Genomic DNA, 17,427 nt, shown 5'->3' on the forward strand with positions numbered 1-17,427 from the left:
TCCGTTCACGTTTTAACTCCTTTTGGGCACATGCTGAAGGCGCATTGCATACACACCTTACAGCTTACCGTATTTACAGAGCTCCCTGTTCCTGCAGGGCGGTTCTTAACACATTCTTTGCGCGAGCTGCAGCATTTGTGCTGCTGTCGGAGGCCTGTTCGAGCACGATGGCGACAACCACCTTACTATCGTCGGTTGGACCCATGCCGACAAACCAGCTGTCGTCGTGAGCCTTACCGGTTTGAGCAGTACCCGTTTTGCCCGCAATACTAACGCCGTTGATGCCGGCAGCAGTACCCGTGCCCTCGTCGACAACGCCCTTCAAAACAGCACGTTCACGCTGAGCAGTTTGTGCTGACATGACATTGGCGAATACTGAGGGCGTAGTGCTTGAAGCCTTTTCACCATCGGCGTTGTACACACTGTCGATAAGATAGGGCTTCATAATGCTGCCATCATTAGCAATACCGCAGCCAACGAGCGCCATTTGCAGCACGTTAGCCTGCGGGCCAGCAGGGCTTTTATGCTCACCTACTGGTTGTCCACAGGCGGCCCATGCCGTTTCCCACGTGGTCATTTCGCTGGGGTTGGGCATAAGCGATTGCGTCAGCGGCAGATCAAAGGGTACGTTTTGGTTAAAGCCATAAGCTTCGGACGACTTTACCAACAGATCGGGACCTATCTGTACACCAAGCTGTCCAAAAACAGTATTTGAGGAAAGTTCGGTCGCCCGTGCCAATGAAATAGTGCCGTAGCTATACCCATCAAAGTTGGTGATAGGAGCGTTGCCAATATCCATGGTGCCGGGACTCTTGTAGGAAGTCTTTTCAGTGGCAATGTTGTTTTGCAGCGCTGTGGCCAGTGTGACCATCTTGAAGGTGGAGCCCGGTGCATAGAGCGCTTGCGTGGCGCGGTTATACAGCGCGTCGGAAGATGATCCCGGCCCTGTTGATCCAGCGAGCAGCGATTCAAAGTTAGCAGCATCATAGGTGGGCGATGAAGCCATGGCCAGCACCTTGCCGGTTTCTGGATCCATAACGACACACGCCCCTGAATAGCCTTCAAGGGCATCTTGAGCAGCTTTTTGGATCTTGGAATTGATTGTGAGTTTCACATCGTTGCCCGATCGTGAAATACCAGCGTAGGCGTTGATGACATCGGTCCAGGTGGCGAATGAACTTTCGCCGGTTAACTGGTCGTTTGCTGTCGCTTCAATGCCGCTGGTTCCATATTGAGTTGACGAATAGCCCACCACCTGCGCAGCAAGTGTGCCGGCAGGATACGTACGCGTGTATGTGCCATCGCCATTGGGTACGCTTTGGGCAAGCACCGTGCCATCAGAGGTGGATATTGTGCCACGTTCGCGGGTGGCCTGCTTTTGGATGGTGTGGTTGTTGCCGGGCAAGTTCTGATAATAGCTTGCGTTAACCACCATCAGCAGTGTGAGGTTAGCTACCAGTACGGCAAACAGCACCGCAATAAATAGCGCCAGATGGGTAAGGCGTTTGCCTAAGGCTACACGCCCCAGCACACTGTTGGCATGTATCTGGGTGGTCGCGCCGCGCATTTCTGCTTCGATACCGGTGCCTTCATCACCGCATTTCAGCAACATGCCAACGGCGATAAAGCTTGCGAGCAGCGACGATCCACCTTGGCTGACAAAGGGAAGAGTCAGACCCGTTAAGGGAATCAGCCGCGTGACACCACCAACAATAATGAAGGCTTGAAGCACAATAGCGCAGGTAAGACCTGTTGCAAGAAATGAACTGACATCGCTTTTTGCGCGCGCGGCTGTCACCATGCCACGTATGGCGAAGCATACATACAAAAGCAACAACCCGGCTGCACCAAGCAGTCCGCTTTCTTCGGCAATGGCGGCAAAAATATAGTCGCTTTCAACAACCGGGATCTTATCGCACAGTCCGTTGCCAATACCAACACCGAATATGCCGCCATCAGCCATTGAGTAGATGGCCTGCGTTAACTGGTAACCTTTTCCGCCGGCATCAGCGAAGGGATCAAGCCAGGTTTCTACGCGGATTTGCACATGGGTGAATAGTTTCCAAGCGGCAAGTGCACCAACAAATGCCAGCAAAATGCCCCCGACCACATAAGATTTTTTGCCGGTGGCTACGTAGAGCATAGCGAGAAATACAAAGAAGACGACAAGTGCACTACCGAGGTCTTTTTCAAATACCACAACGAGCAGCGAAAGCCCCCACATAAGAAGCATCGGCAGCAGTGTGCGCAGGTCGGGAATGTGTAGTGGGCCTACTCGCCAGGTAAACACTGAAAGCATTTCGCGATTAGCAGCAAGATAGCCTGCCAAGAACAAGACAATCATAAGTTTTGCTATTTCGCCCGGCTGGAAACTAAAAGGTCCCAATCCCAACCAGATACGACTACCCGATATCTCTTTACCAATACCAGGCAAAAGTGGCGAAAGTAAAAGAATAATGCCAAAGACCATTAAGGTGTACTTATATTCAGCTGCTCGATCAATACGCTTAACAAGGGCGACAACCAAAATCATGCACACGATGCTGCCGATAAGCCAGATAACTTGTCGAACGGCCATTTCAGGAGCAAGACGGGTAATGAATGCAATGCCAATGCCCGATAAGGCAAACGAAAGCGGCAAGAGGGCGGGGTCGGCACCGGGCGCCCAGATGCGCACGGCGAAGTGGGCGAGTGCAAAGGTAGCAAAAATAGCAAGTGGAACCCCAAGGGTATCAACGCCTACCTGTCCACCATTGTGCATCACGATCATGGCGTACAGCAGGATAACTAGGGGAGCCGCCACCAAGAGCAGCAGCAATTCAGTATTGCGGCGGGTCATAGGGCTGCACCCCCTTGCTGTTGAGTGCTATGAGCATGTGATGCTTGAGAGTTGTTAGGAGAGCTGCCGGTAAAAGAAACACTGGTTGCCGAAGCGCTCGTTGATACTTCAGTGGACGCTTCAGCTGAAGACGGCGACGCATCAGAATCGGCTGCAGTGCTGCCGTTTGTTGCATTCTGAGCGGCACTTGAGAGCACTTCGCGTTCACTCAGCGCTTCCTTTTCTGCTTCGGTTTCACTCTGCGTGTTCGATGACGAAGTCGAAAATTTGCTTGAAGAGGCAATATCGCTTTGATATTCATCAACAAGCTTGTTGGCGGCATCAAGGCTATCGGTGCGGATAACGCCATCTTTCAGGCGAGCTGCCACACCTGGTTGGAGGTCATCGACGGATATGTCGGTGACGTGATCCAAGTGAGAAAGCTCGTGTCCGAGCACCGTGCCAGGAGCACCGGCATATACAGCCACCTTGCCATCTTGCGCGGTAAGGTAGGCGGTGCCCTGCGCATATGAATACACACCGAAGCAGACACCAAGGATTGTGGCGATCAGGGCGGCTACGATAAACACACCCCAAAGTCGTCCCCGTTGGCGCGCTTTGCGCACGCGAGCGCTCGCATTTCCCTCGATATCAACTACGACTACCGTGACATTATCGTAGCCACCGGCGCCAATTGCTTCATTAACCAGGATGCTTGCACAGCGTTGTGGGTCGTGTGTGCGATTAAGAATACGCTCGATCTGTTTATCTTCGAGCATGGTAGTCAGGCCATCTGAGCAAAGTAGCAGGCGATCGTGAGCAGCCACGTTGATCTCGTAAAGGTCAGGTTGCATGCCGGGATCACTACCAAGGGCGCGGGTAATTACCGATCGTTGCGGATGTACACGCGCTTCTTCAGCGGTTAATTCGCCTGCTTCGATCATGTCGGCCATCAGGCTGTGATCACGGGTCAGTTGTTGGAGACGCCCATTATGAAGCAGGTAAGCGCGACTATCACCTACCTGGGCTAATGCGAGGCGCTCACCATCAAGCACCGCAGCAGTGAGGGTTGTCCCCATGCCGGAGCGCCCTTTTTGGCGCGCAGCTTCAATAACAGCATGATTAGCGGTGACAACAGCAGTCCCGAGCGCTTCAGTATCAGCTTCGTGTGGAGCGTCATGAGCAAGCGATCGAACAGCTATTTCGCTGGCTACTTCACCGGCAGCATGTCCGCCCATGCCGTCTGCAACGGCAAACAGGGGAGGAGCTACCACAAGACTATCTTCATTGTGTTCGCGCACACAACCGATATCAGTGCGGCTACCAAACAGCGCGGTGAATGCTCGCCGGCTTCGTGCGCTTGGACGTCCGGACATTACACAAACCTCACGCGGATGGCGACATCACCAATGGTGACAACGTCCTTATTGCGCAGAGCGATTGCTTCGCGAATGCGCTGTCCATTTACATATGTGCCGTTGGTTGATCCGAGGTCTTCGATAAAAAGGTTTTGCCCCATCAGGGTAAAACGTGCATGACGTCCCGATACGTAGCTGGCACCAATAACGATGTCTGCACCAGGATTGCGTCCAACAATAACCGGGCCATGCACAGCTATTTGCACACCCCGCAGTTCTTTGGGACCTTTCTCAACCGCAATAGTCCATGACTTTTCGCGGCGCCGCTGACCACGAACAAGTCCGATGCCTGTTTTCATAATGGCAAACAGGAATAGATACAGCAAAGCTACGAAGAGAAGTCGTGCAATCAGCAGAGTTACATCTATTGCCACGCGTACATCCTTTGGTTTCGCCTTGCTTTCATGAACAGCTGCTTAGTGCAGACTGAACATCAGATCGGTGGTGCCGATCGCGATGCGGTCCCCCTCCATAAGGGGACGAGTTGTGATGCGTTGTCCGTTTACAAAGGTGCCATTAGTTGATCCAAGGTCGGTAATCAGCCACTGGCCCTGTGTATCGCAGCGCAGTTCGGCATGACTGCGGCTTGCGTTGATGTCATCAATAACAATGTCGCTTGCACTGCTCCGACCAACAATCATGCGCGATGAATGCAGCGTCCACGCACGCAGGGTTGCATTGTCGATCAGGCGTGCAACGGTAATAGCAGCGGCAGGGGCTGACACACCGGCCGCGAACGAACCGCCAGCTGGTGGGGTCGATGGTTGTGCGGTGGGTTGCTCTACGGGTGGAATGGCCTGAGCCGACTGCTCGTAGCTTTCAAAGTCCTGGCTGTTAAAAGTATATTCGCCATAATCGATTGAACGATCGATTTCTTCTTCTGGTACATAGGGAAGAGGAGGTTTCGCCTGCGGGGCTTGCGAAGCCTGTGTAGAGACCGGTGTTGCTTCAGGAGTGGCATTTTGTTCGGCCATCCCTGCTGAGGCCATACCAGCCGCATTTGGAATAGTGACAGGGGTGGCTGAAGCAGCTGGGGTTGCTGGTGCTGCCGTGCTGTTGGACGCCATGGCATGGGCATTTTGCGCGTGAGTTTGCGGATATGTCTGCGGATAACTTTGTGGACGAACGGCACCAGCCGTTGATGGATAAGCAGCGGCTGGTGCATAGGCGGATGCGACACTGCCGCGATTATTTTGCGCACGCTGCTGTGGCACTGGTTGGGGAGCAAGGCCATAGCGAGCCATTTCTTCCTGGCGCAGTTGCGCAACAATGGGTGCTGAAACCATTTCGGCAATAACATCAAATTTGCCATGCTTCAGTTCTTCATCGACGATAAACCGCACGAGTGGTGTGCCATCCATCGACAACCCTGATTCAGCAGCCTTGGCCGCTAAATATGTTTCTGTTTCGCCGGCCAACGTGGGATAATAACCAAATAAGCGCTGATCATCATCGGGGTTAACAAGAATGGTATAGAGCGTGGGGGCGTATTGTCTGCCCGCACCCACCATTTTTTCACGCTTCATGGCGCGCTCCGCCTTTTTGGAGATCTGCACCGGTGATATGGGGGCATCGAACATACGGTCAGCCGCGCCTTCGAGGCCGTTTTCCATACCTCTTTCCAATCGCGAGAAAATGCCCATTAAAGCTCCTTGCCTGCATGCACTGCACGTAGCGGATTGTTCAAACTCTCATCTTGCCATAAACGGACATTCCTGTGCTCTTTTGGGGCGTTTTTCATCCAAAATGACACGAAAGAGCACGTCTTCGCCGAAAACCAGCAAATAATACAGTTCTGCCGCCCGTTATCTATCTGTTTGCCGTGAGCGTTCGTTTCTTCAGATCACATCGTAGCAATATACGTTGATGAGCGCCCCGTATTGTGACTATGAGATATTTAGTCTCATGTGTGCCTACAATGGCGGATGTTTGACGGGGCGCTATGCTGCTGCGAAGGTTCGCTAAGACCTTTCTGCTTACGAGCGATTTGCTTTGCGTGACAGTACAATGTTGCGTGCCATAAGATAGGTGACCAAGAAGTACCCTCCATAGATGACTAGCGCGAATGTAGCCGTACCGATGAGCGGTTTGATGATATCTAGATGTCCTAATGTTCCAATGACATCAACAAGAGCTGAGACGGCCACAACAGAGTGACAGATACCTAGCACGAGCGGGAAAAGGAAATACACACCCATCTGCGCAAGCAGCGCACGCTGTGCCATAGTCTTTTCGCAGCCGAGTCGCTGCAGTACGGCGTAGCGTTCTTGATTGTCAGCAGCTTCAGAAAGTTGCTGGAGGGCAAGAATGGCTGCGCAGGCGATAAGAAGTACGAAACCAATGTAAATAGCTAAGTACGAAATAACTGCGTTAAGCCCCAAAATTTGATCAGCATTATCTTGGGCGGTAATCAGTATCAAAAATGGCCAATAAACCTGAGAGTCTTCTAAGCCTTCTTCAGCGGCGACTGCGCTGTGCGCTTGCTGTATAGCAGCTTTAAAATCGGCCTCTACCTGGTCGGTTTGGGCAGTATAGCGTACGTTAAGCGTTATAAGGTACAGACTTTCCTGGCCGGGCAGTACATCGTCTGGTACCACAAGTGCTGCATACAGTGACGGCAGGGGCGAATTGGTTTCAGCAGCGGTACAGAGACTATCTTGCTGCGTTGTTAAAGAAAGGTTTGTGCCATTTACTTCTATAGAGGGCGCGGCATCTATAACAGGCGTGAAGAAGCTCTGCATTTTTTCTACATTGCTCCAGAGTAAATATTCGCTTCCCTGAAGATCGACACCTTCATGTCCTTGCAAGGCCATGGTTTGGTTGAACTGCGACTGCCCGATAACAGGAAGGGGATAATCGGAAAGATTGGATAGATAATCTGGCAGAGTAACCCCTGCATTCTGTGCAAGAGTACCTAATGTTACTTCTGTGCGATACTGATTGAGTTGAGCAGAATCTGCGACAAGGTTATCCCAATTCGGTATACGACTTTTGAGGGCGGTTTCCATATTGACATCATCGGCTTCGGCAGCATAGTAGTCAGGCTGGGGATCTGTGCCATCGCGTCCCAAGAAACTCGAAAAAAAGGTTGAAAGGGATGCGTCATATGGATTGGCTTTTGCCAAGTTACCATTAATGGCGCTTGTCATGGCAAAGCCTGTACAAGTGGATGTAATAGCTAAAAACAGCGTGAGGCATACGATGGAAATGGAAAAGAAAGCGCTGTTCACTTTACTATTGAGCTGACGAAGTGTGAACATATTAAGACCGGAGAAGTAAATCCGCTGGTTGCGCTTAACTGCCTGTAGCAGAAATCCTGATAAGGAAAAGAAGAACAGGAATGTACCAACAATTACCAGTGCAGTTGATGCAGCAAACTCCGGCATAGTAATTTGACTAAATCCGCTTCGTACAAGAATCCAGTAAGCGGCCCCTATCAGTGTTAATGCCACGATAAATAAGACTACACACAGAGGTAGACTACGTACTTTTACTGCCTGGTTCGTGCGGTTGGCATTTAAAAGAGTAATAAGTTTGTAGCGTGATACCGACACTATATTAAAGATAAGAGTAATTAAAAAGATAATACCAAAACAGATAATGGTGAGTAGGCAAGCTGCACCTGAGAAAGAAAGCTGAAATCCCTTCACGGGAGCTGAGAACAGGGATGCCGTTACATACAAGAGAACCTGGGAAAGAAGGACGCCAACAGCGAGTCCTACAACAAGTGCTGCCAATCCCACAATGAATGTCTCGAAAACAATAATGCGGGTAACTTTGCTGCGGTCCATGCCTAGGACCTGGTAGATTCCGAATTCACGCTTACGTCGGCGGATAAGAAACTGATTGGCATACACCATAAGAAAGCCGAGCACGACGGCAATAAATACTGAAACGCCTGTGATAACTATGCCAAGTAGTTTCATAATTTCTTCTTGCGATTCAGTAATCTCAAGAAGACCGCTTTGCCCTTCAAGTGAGTTAAATGCATAGAAGATACAGACGCCAAAAACGAGCGTAATAAAGTAAATGCCGAAATCACGCAGACTTTTGCGGACGTTTCCAAAGGCGAGCTTAGCGTACATCAGCACCGTCACCACCTAAAAACGTTACAACATCCATGATCTTATCGAAGAATTGTTTGCGGGTATCATTGCCACGAACGATCTGGTTAAATAGCTTTCCATCCTTGATAAACAGCACGCGGTGTGTGTAGCTGGCGGCTAGAGAATCGTGCGTCACCATCAGGATGGTGGTGGAAAGATCGGTATTGAGCATTTCAAGGCTTTCGAGCATCATGCGCGCATTTTTGGAATCAAGTGCGCCGGTCGGTTCGTCGGCGAGCACCAAAGCTGGATTAGAAACGATGGCGCGTGCGGCAGCTACGCGCTGCTTTTGCCCACCGGAAATTTGATAGGGAAATTTATCGAGGATATCGGCGATAGAAAGCCGCATCGCTACTGCTTCGACACGTGGGCCAATCTGGGCGGCTGGAACGCGAGCAATTGTGAGTGCAAGCGCAATGTTTTCGCGCGCGGTAAGGGTGTCGAGCAAGCTTGCATCCTGAAAGATAAAACCGAGTTTTTCACGGCGGAAGCGTGCAACCTGACGGGCATTCAAAACAGTGCTGTCCTGGCCATTGACTAGGATGTTGCCAGCGGTTACGCGATCGATTGTTGCGATGCAATTGAGGAGGGTTGTTTTACCCGATCCGCTTGGCCCCATGATGCCAATAAATTCACCTGCCTCGACGGTGAAGCTAATACCATCAAGGGCGCGGGTTACCGCTTCGCGATTTCCGTAATACTTTTCGATGCCGCGGCACTCTAATACATGATTCATAGGTGCTTCCTTCCTGTAAGGGATGTCGTCTCTGTGAGCGAATTCGACATTCGGTCTATTTGCACTATGGAGTATTCAGCGCATAACTGCCATCGAAGCGGCTTACAAAAAGCTTTCATTTTTGTAAGGCTTATTGGGTATCAGAAGGGGAATCAGATGTGATTAGAAAGAAGAACGTGGGCTTAACGAAGAAGATTGTTCAGCCCTGCCTAAAGTGTTGTTAGTCGTGCTCGCTTTTGCTGCGAAAATGCATAGTTTCTTCAGGAAAGGATATGTTTATACAGGTACCTTGCCCTTCTTTGGAGGTAAGAGATAATGCTAGGCCCATTTGCTGGCAGAGTTCACGACACAGGTAGAGACCAATACCCGTTGATTTGGCATGATGTCGTCCGTTAGCGCCAGTGAAACCCTTGTCGAAAACGCGGGGTACATCGGCAGCTGGTATACCGATACCAGTGTCTTGAATACTAAGCACCGTATAAAAAGCATCAAGTCTTTCACTGTCGCGACCAGCAGATATTCGTACTATTCCCCCCGATGGTTTTGCGTACTTCGCGCAGTTTGCTAGTATTTGTCCGATAATAAAGACAAGCCATTTCGTATCGCTATATACCGTGGTATCGAGACCTTCTAGCTGCAATGCAATGCCCGCCGCAATAAGAGCCCGCGAATTTCGTTTGACTGCTTGATGCACGACATCGTTCAAGCAGAGTGGCCGGATAACGTAATCCTGCTCAAGTGCGGTACTTCGTGCGTAGAAGAGTGCCTGTTCGACGTAGTTTTCTATGCGGTTGATTTCGGCGTCCATCGCTTCAGTTGATTCGCTTGGTGTATTGGCAGCAATAACATGTGCTGCGGATAGAGGAGTTTTTACTTCGTGTATCCACAGTTCAATAAAGTCGCGATAGTCTTCAGACTGCTGTCGATAGGAAGCAATACGATCATTCATTGCTTTGCCTGCTACGCGTAGTGCTTCATGCATAATGCGTCCTTCGGCAAACGTAGGTTCTTCGACAACCTCGGCAATCAGGTAGGACTTGTCGAAGTTATTGACTACAGCAGTAAGATCGCGATAGAACGTGCGCTTGCGTATCCAGTTGATTCCTAATGCAATGAATAGCGCAAACAGGACAACGACCACAGAAACAATAATAACGGTGCTTGCAATACCGAGCGCAGAAAGCATCAGCGCATCAAAGACGAGCGCTACTCCCAGAATGACAATACAGGCAAAATGGTCTCTCAAATACGCGAAAAAGGTCATGGTTACTCCTGTGCATTTTACGATGCATCCAGATGAGAGCATCCTGATTGCGGGCTTTTATAATCCATTGCTTGGCATCCAGTTTCATCCGCATGGGATAACTGAGATAACTCAGTTGAATAGGATGATTTGGATGACTCGGATGGTGCAACCTCAAAACTGTACCCGATGCCGCGCTTTGTGCGGATGAAATCATCGGCACCGATGGTAGACAGGGTATGACGGAGGTGGCTTACGTTGACTGTTAAGGTGTTGTCATCAATGAACTCGTCCGAATTCCAAAGTTCTTCTTGAATGCGCTCGCGTGGCACAATTTTGCCTGCGTTGCGCATAAGCAATGAAAGAATACGGAGTTCATTTTTTGTGAGATCGGCTTGTTTGCCGGCGAAAGAGACGCGGCAGCATTCAGCATCAAGCGAAACGCCACCGACAGTATGGTGTGCGGGCGTTGCAACCGATGAAGCGGTTCGCTTAAGCACCGAAGCTACATGTGCTAAGAGCACCTGAGGGTTATAGGGCTTTGCGATGAAATCATCGGCGCCAAAGTTGAGACAGATCAGTTCATCGAGATCGCTGTCGTCACCGGTTACTACGATAATTGGAATGTTGCTTTCACGGCGAATTTCACGGCAAATAAAGCGACCGTCAGCATGCGGTAAATTCAGATCGAGCAGAATGAGATTAGCAGACGCTGCAAGAATAGATTCAACGGGTGCACTGAAGTCTTCAAGTACCTGGACGATATAGCCATTGTGTTCAAGCAGCGTGCGCAGGTTCTCGCGCATTGTGCGGTCATCTTCGACAATATAAATATTGTTTTCTTTTTGTTCCATACCCAATTTTCCTTATAGTCGAAGATATGTCGGTGAGTAAATAACGTGCAAGTGAGTGAATAGTACGTAAGTAAGCGAATCGTGCATAGAGGGGCGAATTGCACACAGATTAACGAATAGTGCGTAGCCGCCAGACACCCTCTATGGCACGCAGTTGATCAAGGGGCACTTTACCCACGGACTCGTCGGTATCAATGAGTGTGTAAGCTGCTTCGTTGCGAGATGCGTTCATAAGGTGAGAAATGTTTGCTCCTGCTTCGGCAAGTGCGGCGGTTATCTGACCCACCATGTTGGGTCTATTTGTATGAAGCAGTGCAATACGACCGGCCCCTTCGGGTAGTACAGGTGCCTGAACTGCGGGAAAGTTAAGGGAATTTTCAATGGAGCCTTCGTCGATGTAGGAAACAACTTCCCGAACGGCTGCGCACGCGCAACTCTCCTGTGCTTCCACGGTGGAATCACCCAAATGCGGAAGCACAATGGTGTGCGGTAGCGCGAGTGCTTCTTGGGTAGGGAAGTCAGTGAAGTAGCACTTGATGTGTTGTGCTTCAAGGGCATCCGCGAGCGCTGCGGTGTCAATTACTTCACAGGCGCTTAAATTGATAAGAGTTGCCCCCGGCTTCATTGCAGCGATTTCCGCTTCGCCAATAAGCGATTGGGTGGCGGTAGATGCAGGCACCCGTACAACGAGGTAATCACATACTGCGCATAGCTCTTCAAGATCGGTCACACGGTGAATGCCTGCCTGTGCATCGGCGCTGGTCCGCGCGACATACGGATCGTAGCCATAGACATTCATTCCCAGCGCAACCGCTGAGCGCACCAATTGTCCGCCCACTGCGCCGAGCCCAATAACTCCTACGTTACGACCGGCTATTTCATGTCCCATAAAACAATCTTTGACGGCGTTGGCATCTTGCGTAAGCGTTGGGGATTGAGCGTGCTCGCGGCACCAGGCAGCACCTTCAAGGATGTTGCGGCTGCTCAACAACATTGCACACAGAGCAAGTTCCTTGACTGCATTGGCGTTTGCTCGCGGTGTGTCAAACACGGCGATGCCGCGCTTGGTGCATTCATCGAGTAATGCGGGTGCAATCTTCGCTCCTGCGCAGCCGATAGCAAGCAGTCCGTTGGGAAGCGGTGTCGTATCAAGCAGAGCATCCTGAATGAGTAGTGCTTCGGCGTCATTGATGCTCTGTACAAGTTCGTAGGTGTCAGGCAGTAAAGAAAATCCTTTTTCGGCGATCGTATTGAGACAGTACATGCGGTGCATAGGATTGTCCTTCCTGCTTAGAGGCTCTTCGTTAGGATTCTACCATTGCCAACAATGCGGCCTGCGCAGGATCAGTGTGACTGTGCGATATCGGACGCTTAACTCACCTGAGTGAGCATTATTTGCGCACGATGTGATGTTCTTATTATGCTGCCAAGAGAACTGAGCTTTTGTTCATAAGGGCTGTTATCGAAGCTATTTTGGCGGTTTGTAATCTTTTGAGATTCATGAACTTCAATATTAACTGGGTTCACAAATTTGAATTCAATAGGTGAAATTATCTGCGTGAAACGAAAATCTATACGTGAACATGAAGAATTAGTTAGGTATCTCTAACTAACACGGTTATATAAAAAAGAAAACCTAGGATAACTTTTTGCGAGTGACCGCTTGCAATTCAGCTATCCAAGGGAGGAACCTTGTTTACTTTTTTGCCCGCATTTATTCCCACGATCGTTCAGATCTTTCCGTTTGTTTTAGCATTTGCACTGCTTGCTGCTAAATCGCTGCACAAACATCCTGTTGCGTTTTACATTCCTATTGCCATTGTCGTGCTTATTGTAAGTATTCCCGCGTTCATCTCGGGCATGATGGGGGATGCCTGCCCTGAAGTGATTACACAGCTCGCTCGTACCCTTCATCATCTTGATCGATCATTTCCCGTGCTGTACCCCTTTGTGCAGCTACTCACCTCTATTGATACAGGCATTTCGATGTACCTTATCGTGATGTTCATTGGCGCCTTGCGCAAAACTGCTTCAGTGCGTCGCTTGTATTCAGTGCGCTCCGAGCTATCTATCCTTGCAGGCATCATTGCCGCTGGTCATGTCCTGCGTGTTATCGATCACGCATTCTTCCTGTTCAATCCAGAATGGGCCGAACGGATGCAGGGGCCAGCACTTATTGTGATGGGCGGCACGCTCACGTTTGTCGGTCTTGCCTTGCTCGTGTTCTTCCTTATTCCTTGGATTACTTCCTTCCCGGCACTGCGCAAACGTATGTCAGCAGCTATGTGGAAGAAAACCCAGTTGCTGGCTTACCCGTTTATGTTCTTTATGGTGCTTATGGGTATGGGTCTCAATGCAGGTTATGCGTTGCGGAGTTACCCCTACACGAGCGAAAAGTTCACGCAGACTATGGCATCCGATCCGATCAGTTTTCTTTCTTCGTTCGCGGGCGATGTTGCTTCGGCTACCGTCTTCTTTGTGGTGGGCGTGCTCTATTTGGGGTTGCGCTTGAACAAGCATCGCGAAGATAAAGAAGCGCGCTTGAAGGCAGCAAAAACAGCAAAATAGTTCATTCAAAAACAAACGAAACGCAATAAGGGTTATAAGCGAAATATTAGGATGCTCGTCGCACAATATAGACAGACCCGCCTAAGATGACGGGTCTGCATGATGTACGTGGTGCGGGTGAAAGGACTTGAACCTTCATGGGGTTGCCCCCATACGGACCTGAACCGTACGCGTCTGCCAATTCCGCCACACCCGCATGGTGCTGCTTCGCACTTCCGAACAGGCAAGGAAGAATGATAACCGAGCCTTTTCGAGTTGGCAAGAATGAAAAAGAAGAGTAGCTTGGATTTATGTACCCTGGCAACAGCGCTTAGTACGGTGATGATGTGAAAGCGCGCGGAAAAGAAAAGTAGTTTGGATCTATGACTCTAGCCGCACGGTATAGCACGGTATAAACAGGTAGCTTTTGTCGCATATGAACAGGTGAAGGAGGGAATGTGGCCGACGAGTTAATCCTCGGTCGTTACCGCCCTATAGGCGAAGCGGGACGTGGCGGTTTTGGCACGGTCGTGGTGGCGTGGGATACGCGCATCAAACGTCGTGTGGCGGTTAAGACTATGCCGGTCGATACCTCTTCAGGGGAGATGGCAGAAATTCCGGGTCTCGAAGAGGCACGCACCGCTGCTATGCTTTCCGACGCGTGTATTGTGGGCGTACTCGATTTTGAAGTTCAGGACGATACTGCCTATTTGATCATGGAGTATGTCGAGGGCATCACCTTGGCGCGCCTTTTATCTGAATGCGACAACCTGGTGACTGCTGACATGGTTGCAACGGTGCTTGCCGATGTATCGCATGCTCTTGAGGTGGCTCACGACAATGCAGTGCTTCACCTTGATGTGAAGCCTGACAATATACTGATCGATCACCGAGGACGAATTAAAGTAACTGATTTTGGTTTGGCGGAGCTTTCGAGTGCTGTTGGGTTTTCTGATGCGTCGGGAGGAACAATTGGCTATATGCCGCTCGAACAGATGGCGCGCGAGTCGCTCGACGAGCGCTGCGATGAATGGGCGCTTGCTTCGGTGATCTACGAGATGATTGCGGGAGAAAACCCCTTTCTTGCCCACGATCTAGCAGGTGCACGTAAGGCAATTGATAAGGCTGAAATGGTTTTACCGTCGCTCTGTTTGGAGGGGGTCGGCGAAGAAGCGGATAACGCGCTTTTTCAGGCGCTCGACCCTGACAAAGATGAGCGTTTCGAAGACGTGCGCGTATTCGCGGAAAACCTACAGCATGGCCTGGGCGATGTTCGTGTTGGGCGAGAAGAGTTGGCAGCTGCTGTTTTGCAGGTGATGGACGATACAGGCGAGGCTTCTGTCGTGTCGCAGAAGCTTGTCCAACGGGCACGTTCAATCGATCTTGAAATGGATCAGTTTCTCTTGCGTATTATTGGGGCAGTCTCCTGTGGGATTATGGTCTGGATTGCCGTACCGCAGATTGCTTGGATACCAGCAGGAAGTACTCCCTGGGAAGCGCTTGCCGCTTTCGCTGTTGGTATTCTTGCGGCACTTTTACCACCGGCTGGTATGCCCGTAGTATTGGCGCTTCTGGCGACTGCTTTTGCCTCGCAGGGGGTTTATGTTGCCACGGTAGCTCTTGTTGGGCTGGGCGGATTTTGGTTCTGGCGCGTTGGACGATTTGGTCTCACTGAAGCTGCGGCAATACCCTGCAGTGTCCTTGCTGCACTGGCGGGTATTCCCGCTGCTGTACCGATCATCAGCGGGTATCTGTTGAACGTACGTGATGCAGTTCTTTCCACAATCTGCGCCTGGCTTGTTCTGTTTTTGCTGGGTAGTTATAGCTTTCCGAGTGCTGTGTATTGGGTACTGCGACCTGTTTTTGCTGTAGCGTCCGATCCTATCGCCGTTCTTGTCATGGGGCTTGCGCGGCCGACCACCTGGATTGTGCTGGTGGCTTGGGTGGCTGCATCAGCGCTGATAGCCGTTTTGTGTCGCCGGCGTAAACGAGTAAGAGCAGTACTCGGCATGGCGGCTTCGGCACTGGTGCTGTGTGCTGCTTGTGCAATAAGCGTTGCTCTCGAGCAGGCGGGCGCCGTATGGACTCCGGATGCAATCGAAATCGCACGAATTGTGATACCGATTGCTGGCGGTATGGCGCTTGCAGCCTGGAAGGTTCCGCCGCGCGCGGAATATGTGGACCCTGACGAAGTATGGGATCCTGAAGTAGAAGAAGCGTAAACCCTTCGCTACAGTCTATAAAGCTAGCTTAAGTTTCGTCGTTCTGAGCTAGCTGCTTTACGCTGAATATAACAAGAACACTTGACGCGTTCTTTATTGCATTGCTGCAATCGTGGCAGGTGCAGTTCTTCCTGCTATTTCTTAAGCAGTGAAGCAATATCACCGAGCAGCGGCTCGAAACTCACGCCGCGGTTTTGAAAATCGGGCTGATGAGCTGTTATCTTCATAGCAGATACCACGAAATCACTGGCGAAGCGTGTTGCGTGACTGAGGTCGCGACCGGTCATAACAGCAGCAAGCAAGCTTGAGGCAAAAAGATCGCCCGTGCCGTGCAGCATATAGGGCAGCAGTTCATTTTCAGTTACAAAGAACTCAACCGAATCGCCTTCGACATAATTGCGAATGATGCCATCGTTACGATCGATGCCCTTCAGCACCACGTTGCGAGCGCCCTTTTCGCGCAGTCCGTCGATCATACGACGTGCCGTGGCTTCATCAACATCGGCACCGGGCCATTCGATGCCGAGGATAATTGAGGCCTCAGTGAGATTGGGTGTAAGGATATCGGCATCAGCAGCAAGGCCCGCCATCGCTTCGCATAACTCAGGTGTATAGGTAGGGTATACCTTGCCATGATCAGCCATAACCGGGTCAACAACACGCAGTGCATTCGGATACGTTTCGTAGACGCTTCGAATAATATCGACCTGCTCTGGTGCGCCAAGAAAGCCCGAGTACACCGCATCAATATCAACGCCAATGCCCTTCCAGGCATCGAGATAGTCGGCAAGAATCGCAGTGGTGTCATGCATGTACCAGCCTGGGAACGCGGTATGACTTGAAAAGAGGCCAGTTGGCACAGGGCACACGTCGCAGCCTGCCGCAGAAAGCACGGGAATGGCGACGCCGAGCGAGCATTTTCCGTAACCGCACAGATCATGGATGGCGGCGATACGAGGGATGTAGGCACCTTCGCGGTGGTAAAGAGCAGTGGTCATGGAAATATCTCCCTTTAGTTCTTCTGAGTTCTTACTAGTTTCCTTTAGCTTCGTGCTTTAGTTCTTACTAGTTTCCTTTAGCTTCGTGCTTTTACTGGTGTGTCCTAGTTGTATTAGTTCCCTTAAGCTTCTTACTTTTTACTTCTTACGGGTTCTTGCTCGTTTTATTGGTTCTGGCTGCTGCTCACTTATTTCTTGTTAGTTCTTGCGTTTTCTTCTGTGTCTTCTTCGTCATCGTCGTCGAAGAAGCTCCAGTCATCTTCGGACTTCTCGTGATTTTGATACACCCGGCGCGTACGACGCTCCATGATGACGCAGGCAATCAGGCAAATAACGATAACGGTAGCAAACAGCACACCAATGCCGGCGTACGTTTCAAATAGAAAATGATACAGCTCTCCGAAATCCATATGCGCCTCTCACTCGATGTGCTTTTGGTTCCAACCGGTAGAGTATACTATGCATCCTAATCCCGTCGCGCCACG

Annotated in this window: 13 protein-coding genes and 1 tRNA gene; 2 read left to right on the plus strand and 12 right to left on the minus strand. The window is 50.6% G+C overall.

Going from position 1 to position 17,427, the window contains the following annotated elements:
- Nucleotides 1–73: 73 nt before the first annotated feature.
- The 9 genes from CCUR_RS01640 to CCUR_RS01680 all read right to left on the minus strand — a co-directional run bounded on the left by CCUR_RS01640 (nt 74) and on the right by CCUR_RS01680 (nt 12,448).
- Entirely contained in the window at nt 74–2,839 is a 2,766-nt protein-coding gene (locus CCUR_RS01640) for an FtsW/RodA/SpoVE family cell cycle protein (RefSeq protein ID WP_012802746.1), read from the minus strand.
- On the minus strand, nt 2,836–4,194 hold the full coding sequence (locus tag CCUR_RS01645) for a Stp1/IreP family PP2C-type Ser/Thr phosphatase (RefSeq protein WP_012802747.1): 1,359 nt from the start codon (nt 4,192–4,194) through the stop codon (nt 2,836–2,838). The genes CCUR_RS01640 and CCUR_RS01645 overlap by 4 nt, the downstream gene beginning before the upstream one ends.
- The gene (locus tag CCUR_RS01650) at nt 4,194–4,610 is read right to left on the minus strand and encodes an FHA domain-containing protein (RefSeq protein WP_012802748.1); all 417 of its coding nucleotides are present in this window, start codon (nt 4,608–4,610) and stop codon (nt 4,194–4,196) included. Before CCUR_RS01650 ends, CCUR_RS01645 begins: the two co-directional genes overlap by 1 nt.
- 42 nt (nt 4,611–4,652) lie before the next feature.
- The gene (locus tag CCUR_RS01655) at nt 4,653–5,879 is read right to left on the minus strand and encodes an FHA domain-containing protein (protein ID WP_012802749.1); all 1,227 of its coding nucleotides are present in this window, start codon (nt 5,877–5,879) and stop codon (nt 4,653–4,655) included.
- A gap of 333 nt (nt 5,880–6,212) precedes the next feature.
- Nucleotides 6,213–8,321: an ABC transporter permease gene (locus CCUR_RS01660; protein ID WP_012802750.1), complete on the minus strand. Its 2,109-nt coding sequence runs from the start codon at nt 8,319–8,321 to the stop codon at nt 6,213–6,215.
- Nucleotides 8,311–9,078, minus strand: a complete 768-nt coding sequence (locus CCUR_RS01665; protein WP_012802751.1) for an ABC transporter ATP-binding protein — start codon at nt 9,076–9,078, stop codon at nt 8,311–8,313. Before CCUR_RS01665 ends, CCUR_RS01660 begins: the two co-directional genes overlap by 11 nt.
- Nucleotides 9,079–9,298: 220 nt before the next feature.
- Nucleotides 9,299–10,342 carry a sensor histidine kinase gene (locus CCUR_RS01670; RefSeq protein WP_012802752.1) on the minus strand — a complete coding sequence of 348 codons (1,044 nt, stop codon included), beginning with the start codon at nt 10,340–10,342 and terminating at the stop codon, nt 9,299–9,301.
- 17 nt (nt 10,343–10,359) lie between these two features.
- On the minus strand, nt 10,360–11,175 hold the full coding sequence (locus CCUR_RS01675) for a response regulator transcription factor (RefSeq protein ID WP_012802753.1): 816 nt from the start codon (nt 11,173–11,175) through the stop codon (nt 10,360–10,362).
- A 109-nt stretch (nt 11,176–11,284) separates the two neighbouring features.
- A complete protein-coding gene (locus tag CCUR_RS01680; protein ID WP_012802754.1) occupies nt 11,285–12,448 on the minus strand; it encodes a phosphoglycerate dehydrogenase in 1,164 nt (387 codons plus the stop codon).
- Between the two features lie 419 nt (nt 12,449–12,867).
- Between CCUR_RS01680 and CCUR_RS01685 the strand changes: the two genes are divergently transcribed.
- Entirely contained in the window at nt 12,868–13,743 is an 876-nt protein-coding gene (locus CCUR_RS01685; RefSeq protein WP_012802755.1) for a hypothetical protein, read from the plus strand.
- Between the two features lie 109 nt (nt 13,744–13,852).
- On the opposite strand, the gene CCUR_RS01690 is transcribed toward CCUR_RS01685, so the two are convergent.
- Nucleotides 13,853–13,939: transfer RNA gene (locus tag CCUR_RS01690), tRNA-Leu, on the minus strand.
- 241 nt (nt 13,940–14,180) lie between these two features.
- Here CCUR_RS01690 and CCUR_RS01695 point away from each other — a divergent pair.
- Nucleotides 14,181–15,944, plus strand: coding sequence for a bifunctional serine/threonine protein kinase/MFS transporter (locus CCUR_RS01695; protein WP_012802756.1), 1,764 nt, complete (start codon nt 14,181–14,183; stop codon nt 15,942–15,944).
- Nucleotides 15,945–16,078: 134 nt separating this feature from the next.
- Here the strand turns inward: CCUR_RS01695 and CCUR_RS01700 are convergent, their stop codons facing one another.
- Entirely contained in the window at nt 16,079–16,942 is an 864-nt protein-coding gene (locus CCUR_RS01700) for a PfkB family carbohydrate kinase (protein ID WP_012802757.1), read from the minus strand.
- 188 nt (nt 16,943–17,130) lie between these two features.
- A complete protein-coding gene (locus tag CCUR_RS01705) occupies nt 17,131–17,352 on the minus strand; it encodes a DUF6724 family protein (RefSeq protein WP_012802758.1) in 222 nt (73 codons plus the stop codon).
- Nucleotides 17,353–17,427 lie beyond the last annotated feature (75 nt).

It is taken from the genome of Cryptobacterium curtum DSM 15641, from assembly GCF_000023845.1.
In the GTDB taxonomy this organism is placed as follows: domain Bacteria; phylum Actinomycetota; class Coriobacteriia; order Coriobacteriales; family Eggerthellaceae; genus Cryptobacterium; species Cryptobacterium curtum.

Bases quoted from the DNA above. Each gene is read 5' to 3' on its own strand.
- CCUR_RS01700 (WP_012802757.1), bottom strand. From the start codon at position 16,942: ATGACCACTGCTCTTTACCACCGCGAAGGTGCCTACATCCCTCGTATC.
- CCUR_RS01665 (WP_012802751.1), bottom strand. From the start codon at position 9,078: ATGAATCATGTATTAGAGTGCCGCGGCATCGAAAAGTATTACGGAAAT.
- CCUR_RS01655 (WP_012802749.1), bottom strand. From the start codon at position 5,879: ATGGGCATTTTCTCGCGATTGGAAAGAGGTATGGAAAACGGCCTCGAA.
- CCUR_RS01705 (WP_012802758.1), bottom strand. From the start codon at position 17,352: ATGGATTTCGGAGAGCTGTATCATTTTCTATTTGAAACGTACGCCGGC.
- CCUR_RS01680 (WP_012802754.1), bottom strand. From the start codon at position 12,448: ATGCACCGCATGTACTGTCTCAATACGATCGCCGAAAAAGGATTTTCT.
- CCUR_RS01660 (WP_012802750.1), bottom strand. From the start codon at position 8,321: ATGTACGCTAAGCTCGCCTTTGGAAACGTCCGCAAAAGTCTGCGTGAT.
- CCUR_RS01675 (WP_012802753.1), bottom strand. From the start codon at position 11,175: ATGGAACAAAAAGAAAACAATATTTATATTGTCGAAGATGACCGCACA.
- CCUR_RS01645 (WP_012802747.1), bottom strand. From the start codon at position 4,194: ATGTCCGGACGTCCAAGCGCACGAAGCCGGCGAGCATTCACCGCGCTG.
- CCUR_RS01640 (WP_012802746.1), bottom strand. From the start codon at position 2,839: ATGACCCGCCGCAATACTGAATTGCTGCTGCTCTTGGTGGCGGCTCCC.
- CCUR_RS01670 (WP_012802752.1), bottom strand. From the start codon at position 10,342: ATGACCTTTTTCGCGTATTTGAGAGACCATTTTGCCTGTATTGTCATT.